General features: G+C 65.9%; 18 protein-coding genes. 9 read left to right on the forward strand and 9 right to left on the reverse strand.

The window, feature by feature from the left end:
- Positions 1-93: 93 nt before the first annotated feature.
- Entirely contained in the window at positions 94-561 is a 468-nt protein-coding gene (locus BMY29_RS14985; RefSeq protein WP_049989712.1) for a YciE/YciF ferroxidase family protein, read from the forward strand.
- 265 nt (positions 562-826) lie between these two features.
- On the opposite strand, the gene BMY29_RS14990 is transcribed toward BMY29_RS14985, so the two are convergent.
- Positions 827-1,798, reverse strand: a complete 972-nt coding sequence (locus BMY29_RS14990) for a nucleotidyltransferase family protein (protein WP_049989713.1) — start codon at positions 1,796-1,798, stop codon at positions 827-829.
- A 126-nt stretch (positions 1,799-1,924) separates the two neighbouring features.
- Between BMY29_RS14990 and BMY29_RS14995 the strand changes: the two genes are divergently transcribed.
- Together BMY29_RS14995 and BMY29_RS15000 are read left to right on the forward strand one after the other, a co-directional pair.
- Positions 1,925-2,215 (forward strand): transcriptional regulator, encoded by a 291-nt coding sequence (locus tag BMY29_RS14995; RefSeq protein ID WP_049989714.1) that lies wholly within the window; start codon positions 1,925-1,927, stop codon positions 2,213-2,215.
- Between the two features lie 215 nt (positions 2,216-2,430).
- The gene (locus BMY29_RS15000) at positions 2,431-2,790 is read left to right on the forward strand and encodes a DUF7344 domain-containing protein (protein WP_049989715.1); all 360 of its coding nucleotides are present in this window, start codon (positions 2,431-2,433) and stop codon (positions 2,788-2,790) included.
- A gap of 3 nt (positions 2,791-2,793) precedes the next feature.
- Here the strand turns inward: BMY29_RS15000 and BMY29_RS15005 are convergent, their stop codons facing one another.
- Positions 2,794-3,300, reverse strand: coding sequence for a Rieske (2Fe-2S) protein (locus tag BMY29_RS15005; protein WP_049989716.1), 507 nt, complete (start codon positions 3,298-3,300; stop codon positions 2,794-2,796).
- Positions 3,301-3,396: 96 nt separating this feature from the next.
- Here BMY29_RS15005 and BMY29_RS15010 point away from each other — a divergent pair, with 96 nt between their 5' ends.
- The gene (locus BMY29_RS15010) at positions 3,397-4,524 is read left to right on the forward strand and encodes a saccharopine dehydrogenase family protein (protein WP_049989717.1); all 1,128 of its coding nucleotides are present in this window, start codon (positions 3,397-3,399) and stop codon (positions 4,522-4,524) included.
- A gap of 41 nt (positions 4,525-4,565) precedes the next feature.
- Here BMY29_RS15010 and BMY29_RS15015 read toward each other — a convergent pair whose 3' ends face one another.
- On the reverse strand, positions 4,566-5,441 hold the full coding sequence (locus tag BMY29_RS15015) for an aminotransferase class IV (protein ID WP_049989718.1): 876 nt from the start codon (positions 5,439-5,441) through the stop codon (positions 4,566-4,568).
- Positions 5,442-6,102: 661 nt separating this feature from the next.
- Here BMY29_RS15015 and BMY29_RS15025 point away from each other — a divergent pair.
- From BMY29_RS15025 to BMY29_RS15045, 4 genes are all read left to right on the forward strand, one after another.
- Positions 6,103-6,309: a Sp36 family protein gene (locus BMY29_RS15025; RefSeq protein ID WP_012945603.1), complete on the forward strand. Its 207-nt coding sequence runs from the start codon at positions 6,103-6,105 to the stop codon at positions 6,307-6,309.
- Positions 6,306-7,322: a DUF7972 family membrane protein gene (locus tag BMY29_RS15030; RefSeq protein WP_049989719.1), complete on the forward strand. Its 1,017-nt coding sequence runs from the start codon at positions 6,306-6,308 to the stop codon at positions 7,320-7,322. Before BMY29_RS15025 ends, BMY29_RS15030 begins: the two co-directional genes overlap by 4 nt.
- Positions 7,323-7,781: 459 nt before the next feature.
- Positions 7,782-8,435, forward strand: coding sequence for a ribonuclease HI family protein (locus BMY29_RS15035; protein ID WP_049989769.1), 654 nt, complete (start codon positions 7,782-7,784; stop codon positions 8,433-8,435).
- A gap of 808 nt (positions 8,436-9,243) precedes the next feature.
- Positions 9,244-9,462, forward strand: coding sequence for a HalOD1 output domain-containing protein (locus BMY29_RS15045; protein WP_049989721.1), 219 nt, complete (start codon positions 9,244-9,246; stop codon positions 9,460-9,462).
- Between the two features lie 36 nt (positions 9,463-9,498).
- Here BMY29_RS15045 and BMY29_RS15050 read toward each other — a convergent pair whose 3' ends face one another.
- From BMY29_RS15050 to BMY29_RS15065, 4 genes are all read right to left on the reverse strand, one after another.
- The gene (locus BMY29_RS15050) at positions 9,499-10,170 is read right to left on the reverse strand and encodes an anthranilate synthase component II (protein WP_049989722.1); all 672 of its coding nucleotides are present in this window, start codon (positions 10,168-10,170) and stop codon (positions 9,499-9,501) included.
- A complete protein-coding gene (locus BMY29_RS15055; RefSeq protein WP_049989723.1) occupies positions 10,163-11,869 on the reverse strand; it encodes an anthranilate synthase component I family protein in 1,707 nt (568 codons plus the stop codon). Before BMY29_RS15055 ends, BMY29_RS15050 begins: the two co-directional genes overlap by 8 nt.
- A 192-nt stretch (positions 11,870-12,061) precedes the next feature.
- Entirely contained in the window at positions 12,062-12,811 is a 750-nt protein-coding gene (locus BMY29_RS15060; protein ID WP_049989724.1) for a helix-hairpin-helix domain-containing protein, read from the reverse strand.
- A gap of 80 nt (positions 12,812-12,891) precedes the next feature.
- Positions 12,892-13,695: a shikimate dehydrogenase gene (locus BMY29_RS15065; RefSeq protein ID WP_049989770.1), complete on the reverse strand. Its 804-nt coding sequence runs from the start codon at positions 13,693-13,695 to the stop codon at positions 12,892-12,894.
- Positions 13,696-13,811: 116 nt separating this feature from the next.
- On the opposite strand from BMY29_RS15065, the gene BMY29_RS15070 reads away from it, so the two are divergent.
- Positions 13,812-14,771, forward strand: coding sequence for a calcium/sodium antiporter (locus BMY29_RS15070; RefSeq protein WP_049989725.1), 960 nt, complete (start codon positions 13,812-13,814; stop codon positions 14,769-14,771).
- Between the two features lie 66 nt (positions 14,772-14,837).
- On the opposite strand, the gene BMY29_RS15075 is transcribed toward BMY29_RS15070, so the two are convergent.
- On the reverse strand, positions 14,838-16,181 hold the full coding sequence (locus tag BMY29_RS15075) for a DUF7344 domain-containing protein (RefSeq protein WP_049989726.1): 1,344 nt from the start codon (positions 16,179-16,181) through the stop codon (positions 14,838-14,840).
- Positions 16,182-16,263: 82 nt separating this feature from the next.
- Complete coding sequence (locus BMY29_RS15080) at positions 16,264-18,306, reverse strand: bacterio-opsin activator domain-containing protein (RefSeq protein WP_049989727.1); 2,043 nt, start codon at positions 18,304-18,306, stop codon at positions 16,264-16,266.
- Positions 18,307-18,564: the final 258 nt, after the last annotated feature.

An 18,564-nucleotide genomic window follows, 5' to 3' on the forward strand; every position in this document is an offset into this window, starting at 1 on the left:
CGCGGCCGCCCCGGTTTCGGTGCCATCGGCGCGAAAGGCGACGTTTCGAGTGACGGCCGAACCGCTTTGCGGCTTTGCGTCGACGGTGGTGATATGATCGAAAGCGATCGTGACCTGTTCGTTCGAGAACTGCGGGAACTCTACCACATCGAACGCGAACTGGAAGAGGTCCAGTCGGGCCTGGCCGAGGCCGCGACCGACGAGGAACTCGAGGAGTTTTTCATGGCTCACAGCGAGACGACGACGGAACAGATCGGCCGGCTCGAACCGATCTTCGACGCGATCGAGGCCGAACCGGGGCCGATCGATAATCCGGCGCTGGAGGGGCTGCGGACCGACCGCGAGGACATCGTCGGCGATCTGAACGATCCGGTGCTCGGCGATCTCGTCGAGACGGAACTGGCCCGGGGGATCGAGCGCCTCGAGATCACGAAACTCGAGACGCTGCTCGAACTTTCCGATCGGATCGGTCACCCGAACGAGATCACGGATCGCCTCGAACGGACCAAGCAGGAGGCCGAGAACGGGCTCGAAGAAGCGAAGGAACTGACGGCGATCTAAGGCCCACCGGACGAGACGGTCGGCGCGAAACTCCCTTTTCACCGCCCTCGTAGCGGAACAGGCGCGAGACGTGAGACCGGCCAGCGCGAGCGACCGACTCGAGAGCGAGCGCTGTCGGCAGCGGCGCGGAATCGAAAACGGATCGGCGGCGAACGGTTCGACGGCGGCGGAGACGCTGGCCCCTATACGGACCGCTGTAAGTCATTTCTGGCGCAACCGCAGTCCGGACTGCGGTTGCGCCGGTAAATCGTTACAGCAGACCGTATCAGTCCGTGCCGTTCGTAATCGTCGTGTGGGCGCCGATGAGCGCTCCCGCGAGGTCCAAATCCTCCAGACGGGTCCCCTGGTCGATGATCGACCGCCTGATGTCGCCGTTCTGGACCGTCGCGTCGGGGAAGATGATCGTGTGTTCGAGGTTGGTGTCCTCGAGGGTTACGTCGCCCATGACGTGGACGTTCTCCCCGATCGTGGCGTCCTCTAACGTCGCGGAGTCGGCGACCAGCGAGTCGCCGTCTAAGTGCCAGGCGACGGCGTCGAGGTAGCTCTCGGGGGTGCCGATGTCGAACCAGGCGCCCTCGAAGGTGTAGGCGCAAGTCGGCTCGCGATTCTGGAGCCACTGGACGAACCAGCCGGGTTCGTCGGGGTTGTTTCCGTCTTCGAGGTAGGTCGGGAGGAGATCAAGCGATTCCTGCGGAAAGGCGTAGCAGGCGATCGAGACGAGCGTGCTCTTGGGATCGTCCGGTTTCTCCTGGAAGTCGACGACGCGGTCGCCGTCGAGGTCGACCAGGCCGTAGGACTTGGCCTTCTCGCGGGAGCCGACATCGTAGGCGGCGAGCGTGGGCGCGTCCCGCTCCTGAAAGTAGTCGAGGAAGTCGGCGACGTCGAAGCTGATCAGGTTGTCACCGGCGATGATCAGCAGGTCGTCGTCGACGTTCTCGCGGTCGATCAGCTGGGAGAGGGCGCCGACGACGCCGAACTTGTCGTCTTCCTCGGTCGTGTCCTCGATCGAGAGCGTGGGCTTGTCGAACTCGCTGTCGGCGAGGTGGGCCTCGAAGTCGGGTGCGAACCGTTCGTTGGTGCTGACGTAGACCTCCTCGATTCGCTCGTCTTCCTCGAGCTCGGCGAAGATGCGATCGACGACGGTCGATTCGCCAATCGGGAGGAACATTTTGGGCCGATGTTTGGTGATCGGCCACATTCGGGTCGCGTACCCGCCTGCAAGGACGACGGCCTTCATGGCCCGAATTTCTCCTGCGGGGTCTAAGTCGTTTGCCCTTTCATAAGATCCGGTCCCCCATCCGTCGGGGGCTGATCGAGCGTCGACGGAGCAAACGGTAAAAGCGCGAACGCCGTGCATCGACGTATGCGCCAGGCCGACGAAACGACGCGGCAGCGACTCGCCGACGCCCTGCGAGCCGAACCGGCGACGCCGAGCGAACTGGCAACCCAGTTCGATCTGACTCCCCACGCGGTCGTCCGCCACGTCGAACACGTCTCCCGGTCGGTCGAGGGAACCGACGAACGGCTGCTCGTCGCGCCGCCGACGTGTCGAGACTGCGGGTTCGACGACTACGACGATTTGTTGAACCTCCCCTCGCGCTGTCCCGACTGCAAGAGCGAGTCGGTCGACGAACCGACGTTCACTATCGAATAACCGCAGGTGACAGTCGTTCCATCGTTACAGTCATCAATGCCGACTGATCCTCATCATAGTTCGACACTCATATTTAGGGGGCACGCGAGAACCTGATACGTGCCCTCGATCGAACGGTGACGATAGTCCCATCGGCAGCGGTCGGTCGGGTCCGACCACGGACAGACCCGAACCCGTTCCGACCCGTCGTCGTTTGGCTCGAGGCTCGAGCACCTATGACGTCCAGATCCCACTCGGAACTCGATGCGGTCGAGTTCGTCCAGACAGTACTCGACTGGCTCGACGACCGCGACGCGTCGGCAGAGACGCTCGACGACGCGTTCGCCCTGCTGGCCAACCAGCGCCGCCGGCTCCTGCTGGAGGTCATGCGGACCTACGACGAGGAACTGACGCTCCCGGACGCGGCCGAGGAAGTCGCCATCCGCGAGACCGGCCACAACGTGACGAACATCTCGCCCGAACACGTCACCGAGGTGTACCTCTCGCTGTACCACGATCACCTGCCGCGCCTGGTCGACGCCGGGCTCCTCGAGTACGATCAGGAACGGGACCTGGTCGCTCCCGATGCGGTCTAACGGTCAGAACTCCACGTTCGAGGATGAGGCGCGATCGAGGTCGTCGCGCTCGATCGGGCCGGGACCGACGAACTCGAACTCGTCATCCACCAGGTAAACGTCGCCGTCCGAGACGGTGACCTCGAGGTCGGTGAGATAGGCACCCTCGCAGGGACCGAAGGTGCAGCGCCCGGACTCGGCCTCAAAGTACGCGCCGTGGTTCGCACAGACGAGTTCGCCGTTTCGCATCGGCGCACCCGAGCCCTTGTCTAATTTGATGTGCGTGAGGTGCTGGCAGTAGTTGAGCCAGCACGCGATCTCGGCGGGACCGGCTTCGTCTCCATCGCTCTCCCCGTCTCCGTCGAATCCATCCCCGTCTCCGGTCGTCGGTTCGCCGCCGTCGGCCGGCGCGGTTCTGACGAGAATCGCTTCCCGTTCTTCGTCCGACTCGTCGGTCACGCGAAAGAGAAACGTCGAGTCGGTGGGTACGTCCGGCAGCGCTGCGATCCGTCCTGCGTCGGCTGCATCCATTGGGCCGTTCTTACCGGTCACTGGCCCTGAACGTTACGACACCGCACACGCGATTGTCTGACGGAGCTTTAAACCACTGTCCGACCAACGCGGTCCATGGACTCCCTTCTCATCTACGGTTCCTACGGCTACACCGGGCGGCTGATCGCCCGCGAGGCTGTCGCCCGGGGCGGGTCGCCCGTCGTCGCCGGCCGCGACGGGCGCGCCGTCGCCGACCAGGCCGACGACCTCGGCGTCGAGGGTCGGACGTTCGATCTCGAAGCGGGGAGCGGGACCCTCGACGCTCAACTCGCGTCCTTCGACGCCGTTCTCAACTGTGCGGGTCCGTTCGTCGAGACGGCCGAGCCGCTGGTCGAGGCCTGCCTCGAGACGGAGACGGACTATCTGGACATCACCGGCGAGTTCGCGGTCTTCGAATTCCTCCGCCAGCGCGACCGGGCGGCCCGTCAGGCGGGGATCACGATCCTGCCTGGCGTCGGCTTCGACGTCGTCCCGTCGGACTGCCTGGCGGCCTTCCTCGCCGAGCAACTGCCCGCGGCCGACCGGTTGCGCCTCGGGATCACGGGCGGCGGCGGGCTCTCGCGGGGGACCGCCTGGACGCTCGTCGAACACCTCGGCGACGGGGGCGTCGTGCGCCGGAACGGGCGGCTCATTCAGGTGCCGGCGGCCTTCCGCACGCGCGAGATCGACTTCGGCGACGGCCCCGAACACGCGATCACGATCCCGTGGGGCGACGTCGTCACCGCGGCTCACAGCACCGGTATCGAGTCGATCGAAGTCTACGCCGCCGCGCCGCGGTGGGCGGCGACGGGACTGTCGGCCGTCGACTCGCTCGCCTGGCTGCTCGACCGCCGTCCCGTCGCGGGCGCACTGAAGCGGCTGATCGACGCCCGTTTCGACGGCCCGGCCGAACGGGAGTTGGCGACCGGCAGCGCCGTCGTCTGGGGCGAAGTCATCGACGAGGAAACCGACAGACGGGCCCGCGCTCGGCTCCGCACGCCGAACCCCTATGCGCTGACTGCCGAGTCGGCGGTCTCGGCCGCCGAGCGCGTCCTCGGGATCGGGGACGACGGACGGGATCGGATTCCGTCGGGATTCCAGACGCCCGCGAGCGCCTTCGGACCCGACTTCGCGCTCGAACTCTCGGGGACGGAGCGGGAACCGGTCGAGATGCCCGCCGACTCGGGCGAGTCGACCCGTCGAGTCGTCGAGTCCGACGACTGACGCGGGTAGCTATTCTCCGCGAGCGAATTTGCATCGCCGGCTCAGTCCGAGTAACACGACTGCTCGACGCGCTCGTCGTACAGCCGCGAGAGCCGCTCCGTTACCGGACCGCCACCGATATCGCGACCGTCGAGCGTCGCGATCGGTCGCAGTTCCCAGGTCCGATTCGTCAGGAACGCCTCGTCGGCGTCGGAGACGTCGGCGGGCTCGTAGCGGCCCTCGCGGACCTCGATATCGGCCCGACGAGCCAGCTCGAGCACGATCTCGCGGGTGATCCCCGGCAGGACGGGGCCGTCGGTCGTCGGCGTGTACAACGCGCCGTCGCGGACGAAAAACAGGTTGCTCGTCGCGCCCTCTGTCAGTCGGCCCTCGCGGTCGCACATGAGCGCCTCGTCGGTCCCGGCGTCGAGTTCCGCACGCGCGAGGATCCCATTGAGGTAGTTGTGGGTCTTGGCCGCGGCCAGGATCGCCTGGTCGGGAATCCGGCGCGTCTCGACCGTCGCGACGGTCGCCGGGCCGTCCCAGACGGACTCGCCCTCGAGCCCGCCGCGAGGGAGGGGTTTGACGTAGACGACGACGGTCGGATCGACCGCCGGCTGCGGGGTAAGCTTGCCCGGCTGGACGCCGCGGGTGATCGAGAGCCGGACGTAGGCGTCCGCCAGGCCGTTCGCCGCGAGCGTCTCGTCGATCCGCGCGCGCAGGTCGTCGGGCGCCAGGCCGTGGTCGAGCGAGAGGAGGTCGCAGGTTCGTTCGAGCCGGTCGACGTGAGCGTCCCAGGCGAAGAGCGTTCCGCCGTAGGCCCGCAGGGTCTCGAAGGCGGCGTCGCCGTAGCGGAAGCCGCGGTCGTCGACGCTGACGGTCGCCTCGTCGGCGGGGACGAGTTCGCCGTCGACGTGATAGAGGTGGTCGTCGGTCATAGCGTGCGATCGCCGTCGCGTTCATCCCTTCGTCGCGCCCGGAGCACTATGAACCCACTGTCCGCCCGTCGTGAACGCACGCCGCTACCCGGGAGCGTCTCGGTCACGCAGTGCCCGTGCAGGGGGACTCCGAAGCCACGTGTTCTAATGAGGGGTAGTTGATAGGAATGTTGAGAGAGCGGTGCTGAATACATGGTGCGTATCGGTCACCAAGTTTTCGTGATTACCTCTTGTAGGAATACTCCAAACGGTGGGTGGACACGATACGATTCAGTCGCCGGACAGGTGGTTCCCACGAGCGATGACATACATAAGTATGATCCCCGCACCGACGGCGAGGATAAATTGCCCGATCACTGCCAGTATCGCAGCTGGACCCTGAGCACCGAGCAAGAATACGAGAGTGACCGGGACGAGACTGACGAGCGCGAATGCACCGATGAGTTTGCCGAGCGGGACTGCTTCGTATCGAATCCAAGACTATCGTCGCAACGGCCCGGCGGCGTGAGGGAGTGCTCGCCATCCATTGTCCGCTTCGATGTCCGAGTGCTTGCGCGTTGTACTGCTGGGCGTCCAAGCAGACCATATTCCGTATCAGGAATGTTCCCACTATCTCGGTGGTGGAGCGGGGTATAGAGGGCTACAGTACCTACTAGTAGTGATGTCCGAATCAGAAGTGACCCGCTGGGAGTACGAGACGCTTCGCCCACCGCGCGATGAGACCCAAAAAGAAGCAGAGGATCCGAAAGCAGAGTTGAATCAACTCGGTGCAGAAGGCTGGGAGTTTGTGGAGACGATCGACTACGAGGGAGGCGGCACCAAGTACCTCGTTTTCAAGCGACCTGCCCAATCGGGTGAGCCAGTATGACTGACAAGACCGACATCAGTACGGCCAACACGATGCGTGAGCGCTCAGGCGAGAGTCGGATTAAACTCTGGTTGCTGCTGCGCGCGAACCGCTTTCTCGTCTCCATCGTCCTGACCAGTGCCGTGTTCGTCGCATTCGTCATCGCCGTCGCTGTCCTCGATCCACCGTTTTCACAGCAAATCGAGTCCGGCGACATGACCGACACGATGTTCTCGACGATGATCACGGTCATCGTGACTGGGACGACACTCGTCGTCACGATCGGTCAGCTCGTCCTCTCCCAAGAGAACGGCCCGCTCGGTGATCAACGCGAGCGGATGGCCAGTTCGATGGATGTCCGGGACTTTACTGAAGAATTAATCGGATCTCCGAGTCCTGCCGATCCATCCGAATTCCTCCGGCAGATCATCGGAATCACGGCACAACGGACGACGGCTCTTCGAGAGTCTATTGACAAGAATGATAACGAGAACCTCCGAGAAGAGGTCGATGAATTCGCTGAAAGCGTCACTGGGAACGCTGACACGGTGCGTGACCAACTTGAGGATGCGCAGTTCGGCTCGTTCAATGTGTTATTCGCTGCACTAAATTTCAATTATAGCTGGAAAATCTTCCAAGTTGAACGTCTCGCGAACGAATACGAAGAGAGCCTCAATGAGGAAGAACGCGGCTTGCTTGACGACCTCAAAACAGCGCTGTCTCTGTTTGGTCCGGCGCGCGAACACATCAAGACGCTGTACTTCCAGTGGGCACTCATCGACTTGTCTCAGATGATTCTCTATGCTGCAGTCCCGGCATTGGCCGTTGCGGGTATCATGGTCGGAATCGTCGATGCGGGGACGTTCCCAGGAAGCACACTCGGTCTCGATCACATCATCCTCGTCGTGGGCGGTGCGTTTGCGGTGACGCTCGTTCCATTCATGCTGTTCGTCTCGTACGTCCTTCGCATCGTCACCATAGCAAAACGGACACTTGCCATCGAGCCGCTGATCCTCCGCGAATCACAACGCTAAGATCCGACGCAGAACTCAAACCTCAGACACGGTTGGATGTGGACGCTTCGTGAGGTACTGAGGTTAGTCACTCTCTGAACGGGCGTCGATTGCTCGCGTCCCGCCACAGTTCCAATACCGTCCTCCGCGAGGAGATCAACACAGGCGCTGTTGAATGCCTTTGGGAAATTCCCCAACCCCATTGCAGCCTCTAACATCGAAAATATAGCCCGAAACGATTCGTCGCCCCTAATCCATTGGAATGACCGATGGACACTCTATATTCAGCAGGCCGTTTGTATCAGCCACCGAGGTTCTCAAAGGACCGACTGATTCAAACCGGTCTACCACCGGTGCTACCTGAAGAGATTATCCCGCTTGACCACCGAGGACCTATATGCAGCGGTGCGACCAGCCAACGAGATCGTCCGGGAGCGTGGGTGTGAGGGCCTGGAACCGAAGCTCGAAGGGGAGAATAGCGTGACCGACGACCCCCTCCCAGCCGAACACCTCTCGCCGCTCGCCACGCTCGTCGACGAGGTACTCGCGAGCGTCGGCTACGAGGTGGCGGCTGCCACCGACGCCATTGACGATGCTGTCCCCGGCTACGGCGGTCTATTCGACCCCGCGACCACCCCGGCCGAGTTGCGTCGCGCGCTCGAAAGCCTGCTCGCGTCGGGACTCACCCGGCCATCCGTCCCCGAGCCGACGAGCGACACATTCGTCCTCTACGTCGACGGCAGTTCACGCGGCAACCCCGGCCCCGCAGGTGCGGGCGCTGTCATCATGGACGCTGCAGAGGACCAACTCGCCCGTCTCGGCCGGCCCGTCGGCTCCCGGACGGGGAACAACACCGCCGAATACGTCGCCCTCCAGCTCGGGCTCTCCGAACTGCTGGCTCGCTACGAGCCACGCAGGCTGGAGGTGCGCATCGATTCGATGACGGTCATCCGAGACGTCTGGGGTGGCGATGACCCGACGGAACCGGGCGTCGAGACGTACAGCGAGGCCGTCACGGCGGCACTGTCGAGCATCCCGGAACAGCGGTACACGCATCTGGCCGACAGCGACCCGAACCCCGCCGACGCACTGGCGACAGTAGGAACCGATATCGCGACCTTCGGACCTGGATAGTAGCGTTACGCCGCTTAACATTCGAAATCCCGGCTCTGTTGAAATCCTCAGACGCTATTAGAAACCTCATGCTGACTACAACCTCTGCATTCAGTATACTGTTCTTGACAGCTATCGGTGAAATCGATTGTTGCTCCGGTACTGACTCGACCTATACTAACCGCTCGAGTGGTCTACTCCTCCCCCTCCTAAGCGAACGTAACAATATCAGTTATCGAGGTCTTCTCTCTTTCCTTACCAGTCGGGTGGCGTCGCTGTGACGCTCGTTTCGGCCGATTGATCTCGACTTGCGGGAAGCGGCGCGCGCTCTGCCTGCCGCGCGTTGCCCGCCCCCATAGGGGTACCGCGTTTTCTGTACACAATGTACACAAAACGAAGCAACCACGACCTTCGTCCCCTCTCTCGAAGCAACATCTCTCGAACTAACCGGTCAGTATCCTAACGTTCTTTAGTATAAATTGCGTGTCTCACAGACGAGCACGAAAGTGCGCCGAGCCGGAGTGCCCAGGACCAACCACGCACTCCGGCTCCCACAGCCCCCGCGTAGCGGGAGCAATCCACCATTGACGTTGGCGAAATAAAGAAGTGCCGACGTCCCGCCGTCCAGTCGTCGCTGTCGTTGATTCGCTCGCCGGATTGTATTCCGCTGCATCGGGGCCGATACCGAAGCTATCCATGGTCTCGAGCGTTGCACTCCACTGCGATTGTGGTACCGACGTCCGTATCGCGACGACCGACGATCCGGCACGGTGTCCGGACTGCGGGACAGCATTCGCGCTGTCGCTCGTCGAACACCTCGACGATCACGATGCACCCAGCTATCGCCACGGCACTCGATCGTATCGCGGCCCGTGAGGGCCGCGACCGGACGGCCTTGCCCCCGCTGTACGAGGCCGTCGATCCCGAGGTGCTGGGCGCGCTGCTCGAGTTGAACCCGGACGTTACAGTCCGGTTCGAGTACGAGGACTACCGCGTCGTGATCGCTCCCAACCCGCACGACGTGAAGGTGATCGACGCGGATCGGTAGCGGCTCACCGATCGGTCCTCCCGGCCGACCGGTCGGTCACTCGTCGACTCGAGCGGCGAACCGACGGAAGTTCGCGATCATCTCCTTACCGAGCGCGAGTGAGATCTCGTCGCCGCGGCCGTCCTCGGCCGCACCCGTCGCCGCGTCCGAGTGAGCCCGCGTGAGGATGCTCTCGGGGTGGAACTGCACGCCGACGTGGGGCTTCTCCCGGTGGCGAACCGCCATCAGGACGCCGCGCTCGTCGGTCGTCCGAGCGGTCTCTTCCAACGGGGACGGCAGGTCCGCGCGGTCGACCGCCAGCGAGTGGTAGCGCCCGACCTGGAAGTCCGACGGGAGCCCGGCGAAGATCCCCTCGCCGTCGTGGCTCACCGTCGAGGGTTTCCCGTGGACGACTTCGGAGGCGTGGACGACCGGTGCGCCGTTTGCTGCACACAGCGCCTGGTGGCCCAGACAGACGCCCAGAATCGGGTAGTCGGTTTCCGCGAACAGCGGGATCGAGATCCCGGCCTCCTGCGGGGTTCCTGGACCAGGCGAGACGACGATTCCCGTGGGATCGAGGTCGCGAACGCCTGTGAGGTCGATCTCGTCGTTGCGCCGGACGATCACCTCGTCCGCGACTTCGCCGACGTACTGGACGAGGTTGTACGCGAACGAGTCGTAGTTGTCGACGACGAGAATTCGGGCGTCGGCGGTCGGGGCGTCAGTCATTCGACTCACCTCCCGCGTTCGGTCCCGTCTCGTCGGCGTCGACGCCGTCCTCCGCCGACTCGAGGCCCATTTCGGCCCGCTCGCCCAGCGCCTCGTCGACGGCGGCCAGCAGCGCGCGGGCCTTGGCGAGCGTCTCGTCGTACTCGCTGTCGGGATCCGAATCGTGGACGATGCCCGCGCCCACCCGGAGGTGGTACTCGTCGGCCTGGCGGACCAGCGTCCGGATGACAATGTTCAGCGTCGCCCGACCGTCGAAGCCGAAGATGCCGACGCTGCCCGTGTAGGGGCCGCGCCTAGTCGCCTCGAGTTCGTCGATGAGCTCCATCGTGCGGGGTTTCGGCGCGCCGGTGATCGTGCCGCCGGGGAAGACGGCCGCGACGGCGTCGGCGAGCGTCTCGTCGGGGCGCAGGCGGCCGGTGACGTTCGAGACCAGGTGCATCACCTCGGAGTAGCGGTCGATCCGCCGGTACTCCGCGACGTCGACGGAACCGTACTCACAGACCTTCCCGAGGTCGTTGCGTTCGAGGTCGACCAGCATCGCGTGTTCGGCGCGTTCCTTCTCGTCGGTCAGCAGGTCCGCCTCGAGTTCGTCGTCTTCCGCGGGCGTCTCGCCGCGCGGGCGCGTGCCGGCGATCGGCTCCGTTCGGACGAGATCACCGATGCGTTCGCCCTCTCCCTCTCGCGGACGCTGCCCGCTCGCGGATTCCGAGGTGCCGTGCACCTCGCGCTCGAGCAGGAGTTCGGGGCTCGCGCTCACCAGGTCGGCCGCCCGGAACTCGAGCAGCCCCGAGTAGGGCGCCGGGTTCACCCGCCGCAGGGCGTCGTAGGCCGCGACCGGGTGGACCGCGGCGGGGGCGACCAGGCGCTGAGAAATATTCGCCTGGAAGGTGTCGCCGTCGCGGATGTACTCCTTGACCCGATGGACGCGGTCGGCGAAGGCCTCGCGGCCGCAGTCGCTCTCGAAGGTTGCTTCCGGGGCCGAGACGGGCGGCTCGCCGATCGTCGGATCGCCCTCGCGGACGGCCCGGGCGAGGTCGAGCGCGCGGGTCCGGCCGCGCTCGTAGGCCGCCTCGAGGTCGGCGTCTGTCGGCTCGCCGCCGTCGGCGGGGTCGTCGACGCGCGGACACGCTGTGATCCGCAGCGTCACGTCGCCGTCCCCATCGGTCGGGGCCTCCCAGGCGGCGAGCCGATCGTAGACCGCGACCTCGAGCCGGGGCAGTCCCCGGTCGTCGACGGCCGAGTCGGGCAGGGCCTCGAGTTCGCGGGCGATATCGTACGAGAGCCAGCCGACGGCGCCGCAGGGGAAGGGCACGTCGCAGTCGCCGCGGGCGAGCCGGTCGCCGGCGAGCAGTCCTTCGAGCGCGGCCAGGCTCGGTGCCTGGCCGTCTCCCTCCTCGTCGGGTCCCGCTCTCCACCGTGGGACCGCGTCGGGGCCGACGGTGAGCCGGTCGACCGGATCGACGCCGAAGTAGCCCCAGCCGGCCTGGCCGCCGGTCGTCTCGAGGAAGGCGTTGCCGTCGCCGTCCCGAGCGCGCCGGTAGACAAGGAACGGATCGGCGACGGACACGCGGACTTCGACCGGAACTCGGAGCCCCGGGCGCGTCGCCGTGGCGTCACGACCGCTCGCTTCGTCGCCCGCACGCCCGCGAGCGGCGGCACGAAACGAGTCGAGCGTCGTGACGACGCGCGGATCGCTCATGGCCGTCGAAAGGAGGCCGGCGGATAATCCTCTTGCGATTACGGGGGCGGGGACGCGACGCAACCGACCAGGCGATCGAGACTGATCGGGTGGCGAAAATATCGGACCGGCTGCGATCGGGGCGATGAAAACGAGACGGCAATCTGTGCGACGCGAGAGACGGGGTCGGGTCGGATTCGGTCTCGGGTGTCGTTACCGGACTTCCGCGCGGTCGATCCAGCCCTGAATGCGCTTCTCCGAGATATCGGTCTGGTCGGCCAGGTCGGCGGCGTCCGCGGCGGCGAGTTCGCCGATGGTTTCGACACCCGCTCCGGCAAGCCGGTCGGCGTAGGCCGGGCCGATGCCCTTGATCGAGTCGACCGGTTCTTGGTTGGTCTCCTCGGGTTCCGGTTCGGCGTCGGTTTCAGGCTCAGCCTCGGCCTCGGCGGCCGCGTCCTCGGGCGCTTCGGATTCAGCTTCGGGCTCGGGTTCGGCCTCGACTTCGTCCGTGTCGGCCTCGGGTTCAGCTTCGGCGGTTTCGGCTTCGGATTCGGTGGTCTCAGTCGCCGTCTCCGATTCGGTTTCCACCGCGTCGACATCGACGTCGTCGGGTTCGGCTTCCTCGACGGGCGACTTCTCGGCCGTCTTTTCGGTCGTCGGCGCCGCGTCCTCGGTCTCCGGACTGGTCGCTTCGGCCGGTTCGGCAGCCTCCTCCGGGGCGTCGGTCGGCTCCGTCATCGACTCGGTCGAACTCGACGCGGTCGACCCGCTCGCGGCCGACTGCGGCGGTTCGGCGGTCGTTCCCTCGGCGGTGTCGCGCTCGGCGTCGACGGCCTCGTTCCCGTTTCCGTCGTCCGCCGATCGTTCCCGCTCGACCGTTACCCCCACCTCTCGGGAGTGCCCGCGCTCCGAGTCCGACTCGTCGAACCCCAACAGGGACTTCAGCTTTTGGAAGATTGCCATTATCTCGATGTAGTCGGCTCCGACACTTAAATTCGCCTGATACTGTCAGCACGAACGGGGTCACGGCCGTTGGTTTTCGCTTACAGCCGCTCGCGCAGCGCCCGGTTCATCGCATCGACCGGCGCCTCCTCGCCCGTCCAGATCTCGAAGGCCTCGACACCCTGGTAGAGCAGCATCCACGCGCCGTCGACGGTCGTCGCGCCGGCGTCGGCCGCGTCGCGCAACAGCCGCGTCTCCAGCGGCCGGTAGACCGCATCGAGCACGGCCAGATCGCCGTGAAGCGCGTCGCCGGGCACCGGCGTCTCGTCCTCCTCCATCCCGACGCTCGTAGCGTTGACCAGCACGTCCGCCTCGGCGACCAGGCGATCGAGCGCTGCGAGCCCGTGTCCGCTCGCGCCCGGGACCTCGTCGGCGAGGTCGTGGGCCGTCGATTCGGTCCGGTTGGCGATCGCGACCGTCGCGCCGGCGTCGGCGAGTCCGAACGCGATCGCCCGACCGGCACCGCCGGCGCCGACGACGACCGCCTGTGCGCCGTCGACGGTCACGTCGTGGTCGCGCAGCGCGCGCAACGCACCGATCGCGTCGGTGTTGTACCCCGTCGGTGGACCCGACCCGGAGAAATCGATCGTATTGACCGCGCCGATGCGGGCGGCCAGGTCCTCTGGGGTGACGATCTCCAGCGCCTCTTGCTTGAACGGGATGGTCACGTTCAGTCCCGCGATCCCGAGCGCGTCGGCGCCCTCGATCGCGTTCGCCAGATCGTCCCGCTCGGGTTCGAACGTCACGTAGCGGGCGTCGAGCCCGCGTTCGTCGTAGGCGGCCTCGTGCATCGGCGGCGACAGCGAGTGTCCCACCGGGTTGCCGAGGAGCCCGAACACGTCCATGGCCATCTCGCCCGAGACTCGACGCGCCGGAGACATAATGGGTCCGGCTTCGCCGGAGCGAGCGATCGACGACCGTTTCTGGTCGTTTTATGATCCGCTCGTGAGTAACCGCGTCTATGCTCTCGGGAACGGCGCTGTCTTTCCTCCTGTTGGCGGCCGGAATCGCCGCGCTGTACGCCGGCGCCGAACTCCTCGTCGCCGGAGCCGGCCGCCTGGCGCTGGGGATCGGACTCCGGGCCGCGACCGTCGGGGTGACGGTGATCGCGTTCGCGACGACCGCACCCGAACTGTTCGTCTCGACGATCGGCGCGCTGAACGTCTCGACCGACATCGGCCTCGGCGCGGTCGTCGGCTCGAACATCGCGAACATCGGCCTGGTGCTCGGGGCCGCCGCGGTCATCAAACCGCTGCCGATCGGCGAGCGGGTGATGCGCCGGCACGTCCCCGTGATGGTGCTCGCGGCGATCCTGCTGGTCGGACTCGGGGCGAACGGCCGGATCGGCCGGCTCGAAGGAGCGGTGTTTCTCCTGGTGCTCGCGGGGTTCACGGCGTTTCTCATGTACTACGTCAACGCCGATCCCGCGCCCGTCGGCGACGAACTCGACGCCGACGACGCCGACGCCGGATCGAGCGTCTCGATCCGCGACGTCGCGCTCGTCCTCGGCGGCCTGGTCGCGCTCGTGGTCGGCTCGCGGTGGCTCGTCGCCGGTGGAACGGGACTGCTGTCGGCGCTGGGCGTCTCGGATCTGGTCATCGGCCTGACGGTGCTCGCGCTCGGGACGTCGCTGCCGGAACTGGCCGCCTCGGTCGTGGGTGCGATCCGCGACGAGTCGGCGTTCGCCGTCGGCAACGTCGTCGGCTCGAACATCTACAACATCCTCGCGGTGCTCGGCGTCGTGGCCCTGATCACGCCGATCGAGATCGAACCGTCGACGCTCCGGTTCGAACTCCCGATCATGATCGCCTTCACCGTCGTCTTGGTCGGAATAATGCGGTACAGACGACGGATCACCCGAGTCGACGGGGTGCTCTTGCTCGCGGGCTACGCCGGGTTCATCTACCTGCTCGTTCCCTGACGCCGCCGCCAACCGCCTCTCAGCAATGGAATCCGATGAGTTCACACGGACCCCGGCGCTCCTCCGTTAGAGTTGAAGCGGGGTCCCGTCGCGGGCGTCGCCCGAGGTCGTGATTCGGTCCAGCCGCCGCCCGAGGTGTTCGCGGACCAGCGAGACCAGGGCGTTTTCCCGGCCGTCGCCGGTGATCGCGCCCACTCGCGGATCCTCGTCCGCGTCCGACTCGTCGATCGTCACGACCATCGCCGACTCGCGGTCGGCGAAGACGACGCGACCGTGGTGGTCGCCCTCGATCGGCGCGTTGAGCCAGTCGAACTGGGGCTCGCAGACGGTCGCGCCCGGAACCGCCGATCGGACGGTGTCCCGAACGCGCGGCGAGCACGAGCCGACGTACACGTCGACTCCCCGGTCGGCCGCGTCGCGCCACCGCTCGAGACACGCCTGGCGGACCGTCCCCGCGTGGGGGACGGTGACGAACAGCTCCTCCGCGGCGCCGTCGACGATCTCGCGTTCCCTGGCGACGATCTCGTCTCGTTCCGTGATCGTCCAGCAGGTATCGACGCGGGCGTCGGCGCTGCCGCCGTTGGTGGCCGCGTGCAGCTGCGGTTCGGGTGCGTCCGGGTCGCGTCGGGGATCCCGGGAGTCCGAGCCGAGATCGGCGGCCTCGGCCAGCGGCCCGTCGACCAGCCAATCGGCCTCCCACTGCGGCGCGTCGGTCGCGAGTTCGACGCGATCCGCACCGGCGTCGTAGTCGACGAGTCCGACGTCCGCGAGCGCGGGGAGGTGCTTGTGGACGAGCGACGTGACGACGGTCTCTCGCGCCGGCTCGTCGCCGTCTTCCCGCGAGACGATCGCGGCGGCGAGATCGTCGATGGGGACGGCCTCACGACGGGACGCGAGGGCGGCACAGATCGTCCGGCGCCGCGGCTCGCGAAGCGTCTCGAGCGTGCGATCCAGCGTCGTCTCGTCCGCCGGGAACGCCTCGCCGGTCGGATCCGAAAGCAGCGTCCGGACCCAGTCGGTCGACAGCATCGGGTGCGCGGCGAGCGCGACGGTCGTCTCGCTCCCGTCGGTGTGCTGGGTCAGCACGCCGACGTCGACCAGGCGCGGGACGTGGGCGTGGACGAGCGAGACGTGGATCCGCTCGCAGTGGTTGTCGGGAACGATCGGACAGCCGCGTTCCGTGGCCGCGACTTCGGTCGCGAGTTCGGGGACCGGCATCGAGGACGATATCGACGTCGATGTCGCAGACGTCTCGGGGAGAGCGGGGAGATCGGTCTCGGTTTCGGTCTCGGTCTCGGTCGATAGCGCGTCCCCGCGGTCGAGCAGCGCGGCGAGCAGGTACCGTCGCTGCGGGGCCGCGAGGACGTCTAACGCAGTTGTCGTCCGTTCGCTGTCCGGGGGTGAACTCATTGCCCGATAGAGACAGCCTGCGGGGGAAAGAAGTGTACCAGCATGCTCTGGTATCGCTGTGCGGTATCGCTTGGTGGTACGGTCAGTCGGCCGACCCGAAGTACGCCGAGAGCAGTTTCGCCTGCGCGACCCGAAGGTGCTGGTGGAACGTCTGGCGGGCGATTCCGAGCCGTTCGGCGATCTCGGCGGCGTCGCTGTTCCGAGTCGGCCACTCGAAGTAGCCGCCGTGATAGGCCGCCTCCAGCGCCAGGCGCTGTTTCTCGGTCAGCATCGACTCGACCGTCCGCCGGAAGTCCCCGCGGGTCTCGACCGGTCGCTCGACGGTCTGTTTCGAGACGAGCCTGGTATCGGGATAGGCCGACGTGATCACGTCGACGAGTTCCCGGAGGTTCGCGTCGGGGCTCACCTGCACCGTCAGGTCTGCGACGCCGTCGCGAACGGTTTTCGACTGGAGCCGTGCGCCGTACTCCGCGAGCAGGTCGGGGATCGTCGAGCCGCGGACGACGAGCTCCCAGTAACACTCGTCGTCGCCGGCGTCGATACACCGTAGGTCCGTGATCGCGTCGTCGTCGCGTGCGATCTCGCGGACGCGTTCGGTGTCGGCGTTCGCCGTCGTGAGGTAGTAGACGAACGCCCGGTCGGTCAGCGGCAGCACGTGGTCGATCGACAGCTCACACGAGAGGTCGTCCGAGAGCCGGATACAGGCGTCGCCCCGGTCGCTCGACTCGAACTCGAGTTCGACGGCGGTATCCCTGTAGAGGAGCCGCCGGACCGTCATCGCGTTGATCGCGTGCCCGATCGTGCCGCCGAACTCCCGTAACACCTCCCGCTCCCGATCGGCGAAGGCCGATGGCTCGTCGGCGGCGATGACGAGCGCGCCGAGGGGGCGGTCGCTCGCGACGATTGGCACGACGGCGACCGCGCCGTAGTCGTGCTCGCGGGCGTGGGTCCGCCACGCTTCGACCGACTGCTCGTCGAGGTGGCGGTATCGCTGGACGGCCCGCGTGTCGAACGGCGAGGCACCATCCGCGACTGGGGGCGGATCGATGAACGTCGAGAGGAGTTCTTCGGTGTGCTCGTCCGCCGCGTCGATTCCCGCCCACGTCTCCGGCTCCCACGAGTAGCCGGGACTCGTCGCGGGGGCATCGGCTCGCCCGATGGCCGCGAATCGGTACGCGTCGGCGGCCGCGAACTCCTCGACGACCGCCGTCTCGATCTCGTCTCTGGTTTCGGCCGCGACCATCGTCTCGTCGATCGTCCGGACGATCGCGTTGAGGCGCTCGAGGCGCTCGAGTTCCCGCTCGCGGGCTTTGCGGTCGGTGATGTTGCGGCCGACGCCGGTAAACCCCAACACCTCGCCGTCGCCGTCGGTGATCCTGGCGCTGTTGAACTCGTAGGGGATTCGGGCCCCGTCGTTGGTGAGAATGCGTCCCTCAGCCGTCACACGCTCGCCTTCCTCGAGGATCCGCTCGATCGCGTCGCGGATGTGGTCCCGGTCCTCCGGCGCGATGAACGTGAGCGGGTGCATGCCGGCGAGTTCGTCCGGGTCGTAGCCGGTCACCTGCTGGAACTGGGCGTTCCACTCGATCAGATTTCCCTCGGCGTCGTACGCGTAGAGGATGTCCGGTTGCGCCGCGAGGATGCTCTCGGTGAGCGCCTTCTCCGTCCGCAACTCCCGTTCGCGCTCGTAGGCCTCGGTGCGATCGTTGACGAACCAGGCGTACCCGACTACTTCGTCGTCTTCGTGGATCGGGGCGAGGACTTCGCGGGCCCAGAACCGCTCGCCGTCGCTCTGGAGGCGCCACCCCTCGGTCTCCGCCTTCCCGACGGATCGCGCTCGCTCGAGGATGCGTTCCGGACGATCGGCGTCGCGATCGTCCGCCGGGAAGAGTGTCCGGTAGTGCGTTCCGACGATCTCGTCCGTGTCGTAGCCCGTGAGGTGTCGAGCCCCCTCGTTCCAGATGGCAACGCGGCCCTCGTCGTCGAACAGGGCGACGGCGTGGTCGCTGACGAGGTCGCTCAGATCGCGGACTCCGAGGTTGAAGTCGACCGACTGATCCCCTGTATCAGTCGCGCGACCCGTTTCGTCCGAGCCGTTCGTACAGTTCGACGGATGATCGTTCATTGATCAGCCAGTAAGGTTGATGGAATGTTAGCACGCAACATCAGAAAAACCACTGGTGGCTCTCGCCACGGGTTTTTGACCGAAGGCCGAAATCAACAATAGTGTCCAAATATCAAAGGTTGTAATCCAATATCTGTGAATAGGGAACGATATTGGTATAAATAGCAAAGTCTGGTAAATAGTTGACAAAGGACCGGTCGAGAGGATGACTGGAGAAGTGACCAGGTCGGAGACCGAGTACCCAGACTACTCGCAGAC

Source organism: Natrinema salifodinae, from assembly GCF_900110455.1.
Classification (GTDB): domain Archaea; phylum Halobacteriota; class Halobacteria; order Halobacteriales; family Natrialbaceae; genus Natrinema; species Natrinema salifodinae.

Excerpts from the sequence above, each read along its gene's own strand:
- BMY29_RS14995 (WP_049989714.1), top strand. The coding sequence starts at position 1,925 with ATGCGCCAGGCCGACGAAACGACGCGGCAGCGACTCGCCGACGCCCTG.
- BMY29_RS15025 (WP_012945603.1), top strand. The coding sequence starts at position 6,103 with ATGTCCGAATCAGAAGTGACCCGCTGGGAGTACGAGACGCTTCGCCCA.
- BMY29_RS15030 (WP_049989719.1), top strand. The coding sequence starts at position 6,306 with ATGACTGACAAGACCGACATCAGTACGGCCAACACGATGCGTGAGCGC.
- BMY29_RS14990 (WP_049989713.1), bottom strand. The coding sequence starts at position 1,798 with ATGAAGGCCGTCGTCCTTGCAGGCGGGTACGCGACCCGAATGTGGCCG.
- BMY29_RS15080 (WP_049989727.1), bottom strand. The coding sequence starts at position 18,306 with ATGAACGATCATCCGTCGAACTGTACGAACGGCTCGGACGAAACGGGT.
- BMY29_RS15060 (WP_049989724.1), bottom strand. The coding sequence starts at position 12,811 with ATGGCAATCTTCCAAAAGCTGAAGTCCCTGTTGGGGTTCGACGAGTCG.
- BMY29_RS15065 (WP_049989770.1), bottom strand. The coding sequence starts at position 13,695 with ATGGACGTGTTCGGGCTCCTCGGCAACCCGGTGGGACACTCGCTGTCG.
- BMY29_RS15050 (WP_049989722.1), bottom strand. The coding sequence starts at position 10,170 with ATGACTGACGCCCCGACCGCCGACGCCCGAATTCTCGTCGTCGACAAC.
- BMY29_RS15075 (WP_049989726.1), bottom strand. The coding sequence starts at position 16,181 with ATGAGTTCACCCCCGGACAGCGAACGGACGACAACTGCGTTAGACGTC.
- BMY29_RS15070 (WP_049989725.1), top strand. The coding sequence starts at position 13,812 with ATGCTCTCGGGAACGGCGCTGTCTTTCCTCCTGTTGGCGGCCGGAATC.
- BMY29_RS15005 (WP_049989716.1), bottom strand. The coding sequence starts at position 3,300 with ATGGATGCAGCCGACGCAGGACGGATCGCAGCGCTGCCGGACGTACCC.
- BMY29_RS14985 (WP_049989712.1), top strand. The coding sequence starts at position 94 with ATGATCGAAAGCGATCGTGACCTGTTCGTTCGAGAACTGCGGGAACTC.
- BMY29_RS15000 (WP_049989715.1), top strand. The coding sequence starts at position 2,431 with ATGACGTCCAGATCCCACTCGGAACTCGATGCGGTCGAGTTCGTCCAG.
- BMY29_RS15055 (WP_049989723.1), bottom strand. The coding sequence starts at position 11,869 with ATGAGCGATCCGCGCGTCGTCACGACGCTCGACTCGTTTCGTGCCGCC.
- BMY29_RS15045 (WP_049989721.1), top strand. The coding sequence starts at position 9,244 with ATGCACCCAGCTATCGCCACGGCACTCGATCGTATCGCGGCCCGTGAG.
- BMY29_RS15010 (WP_049989717.1), top strand. The coding sequence starts at position 3,397 with ATGGACTCCCTTCTCATCTACGGTTCCTACGGCTACACCGGGCGGCTG.
- BMY29_RS15015 (WP_049989718.1), bottom strand. The coding sequence starts at position 5,441 with ATGACCGACGACCACCTCTATCACGTCGACGGCGAACTCGTCCCCGCC.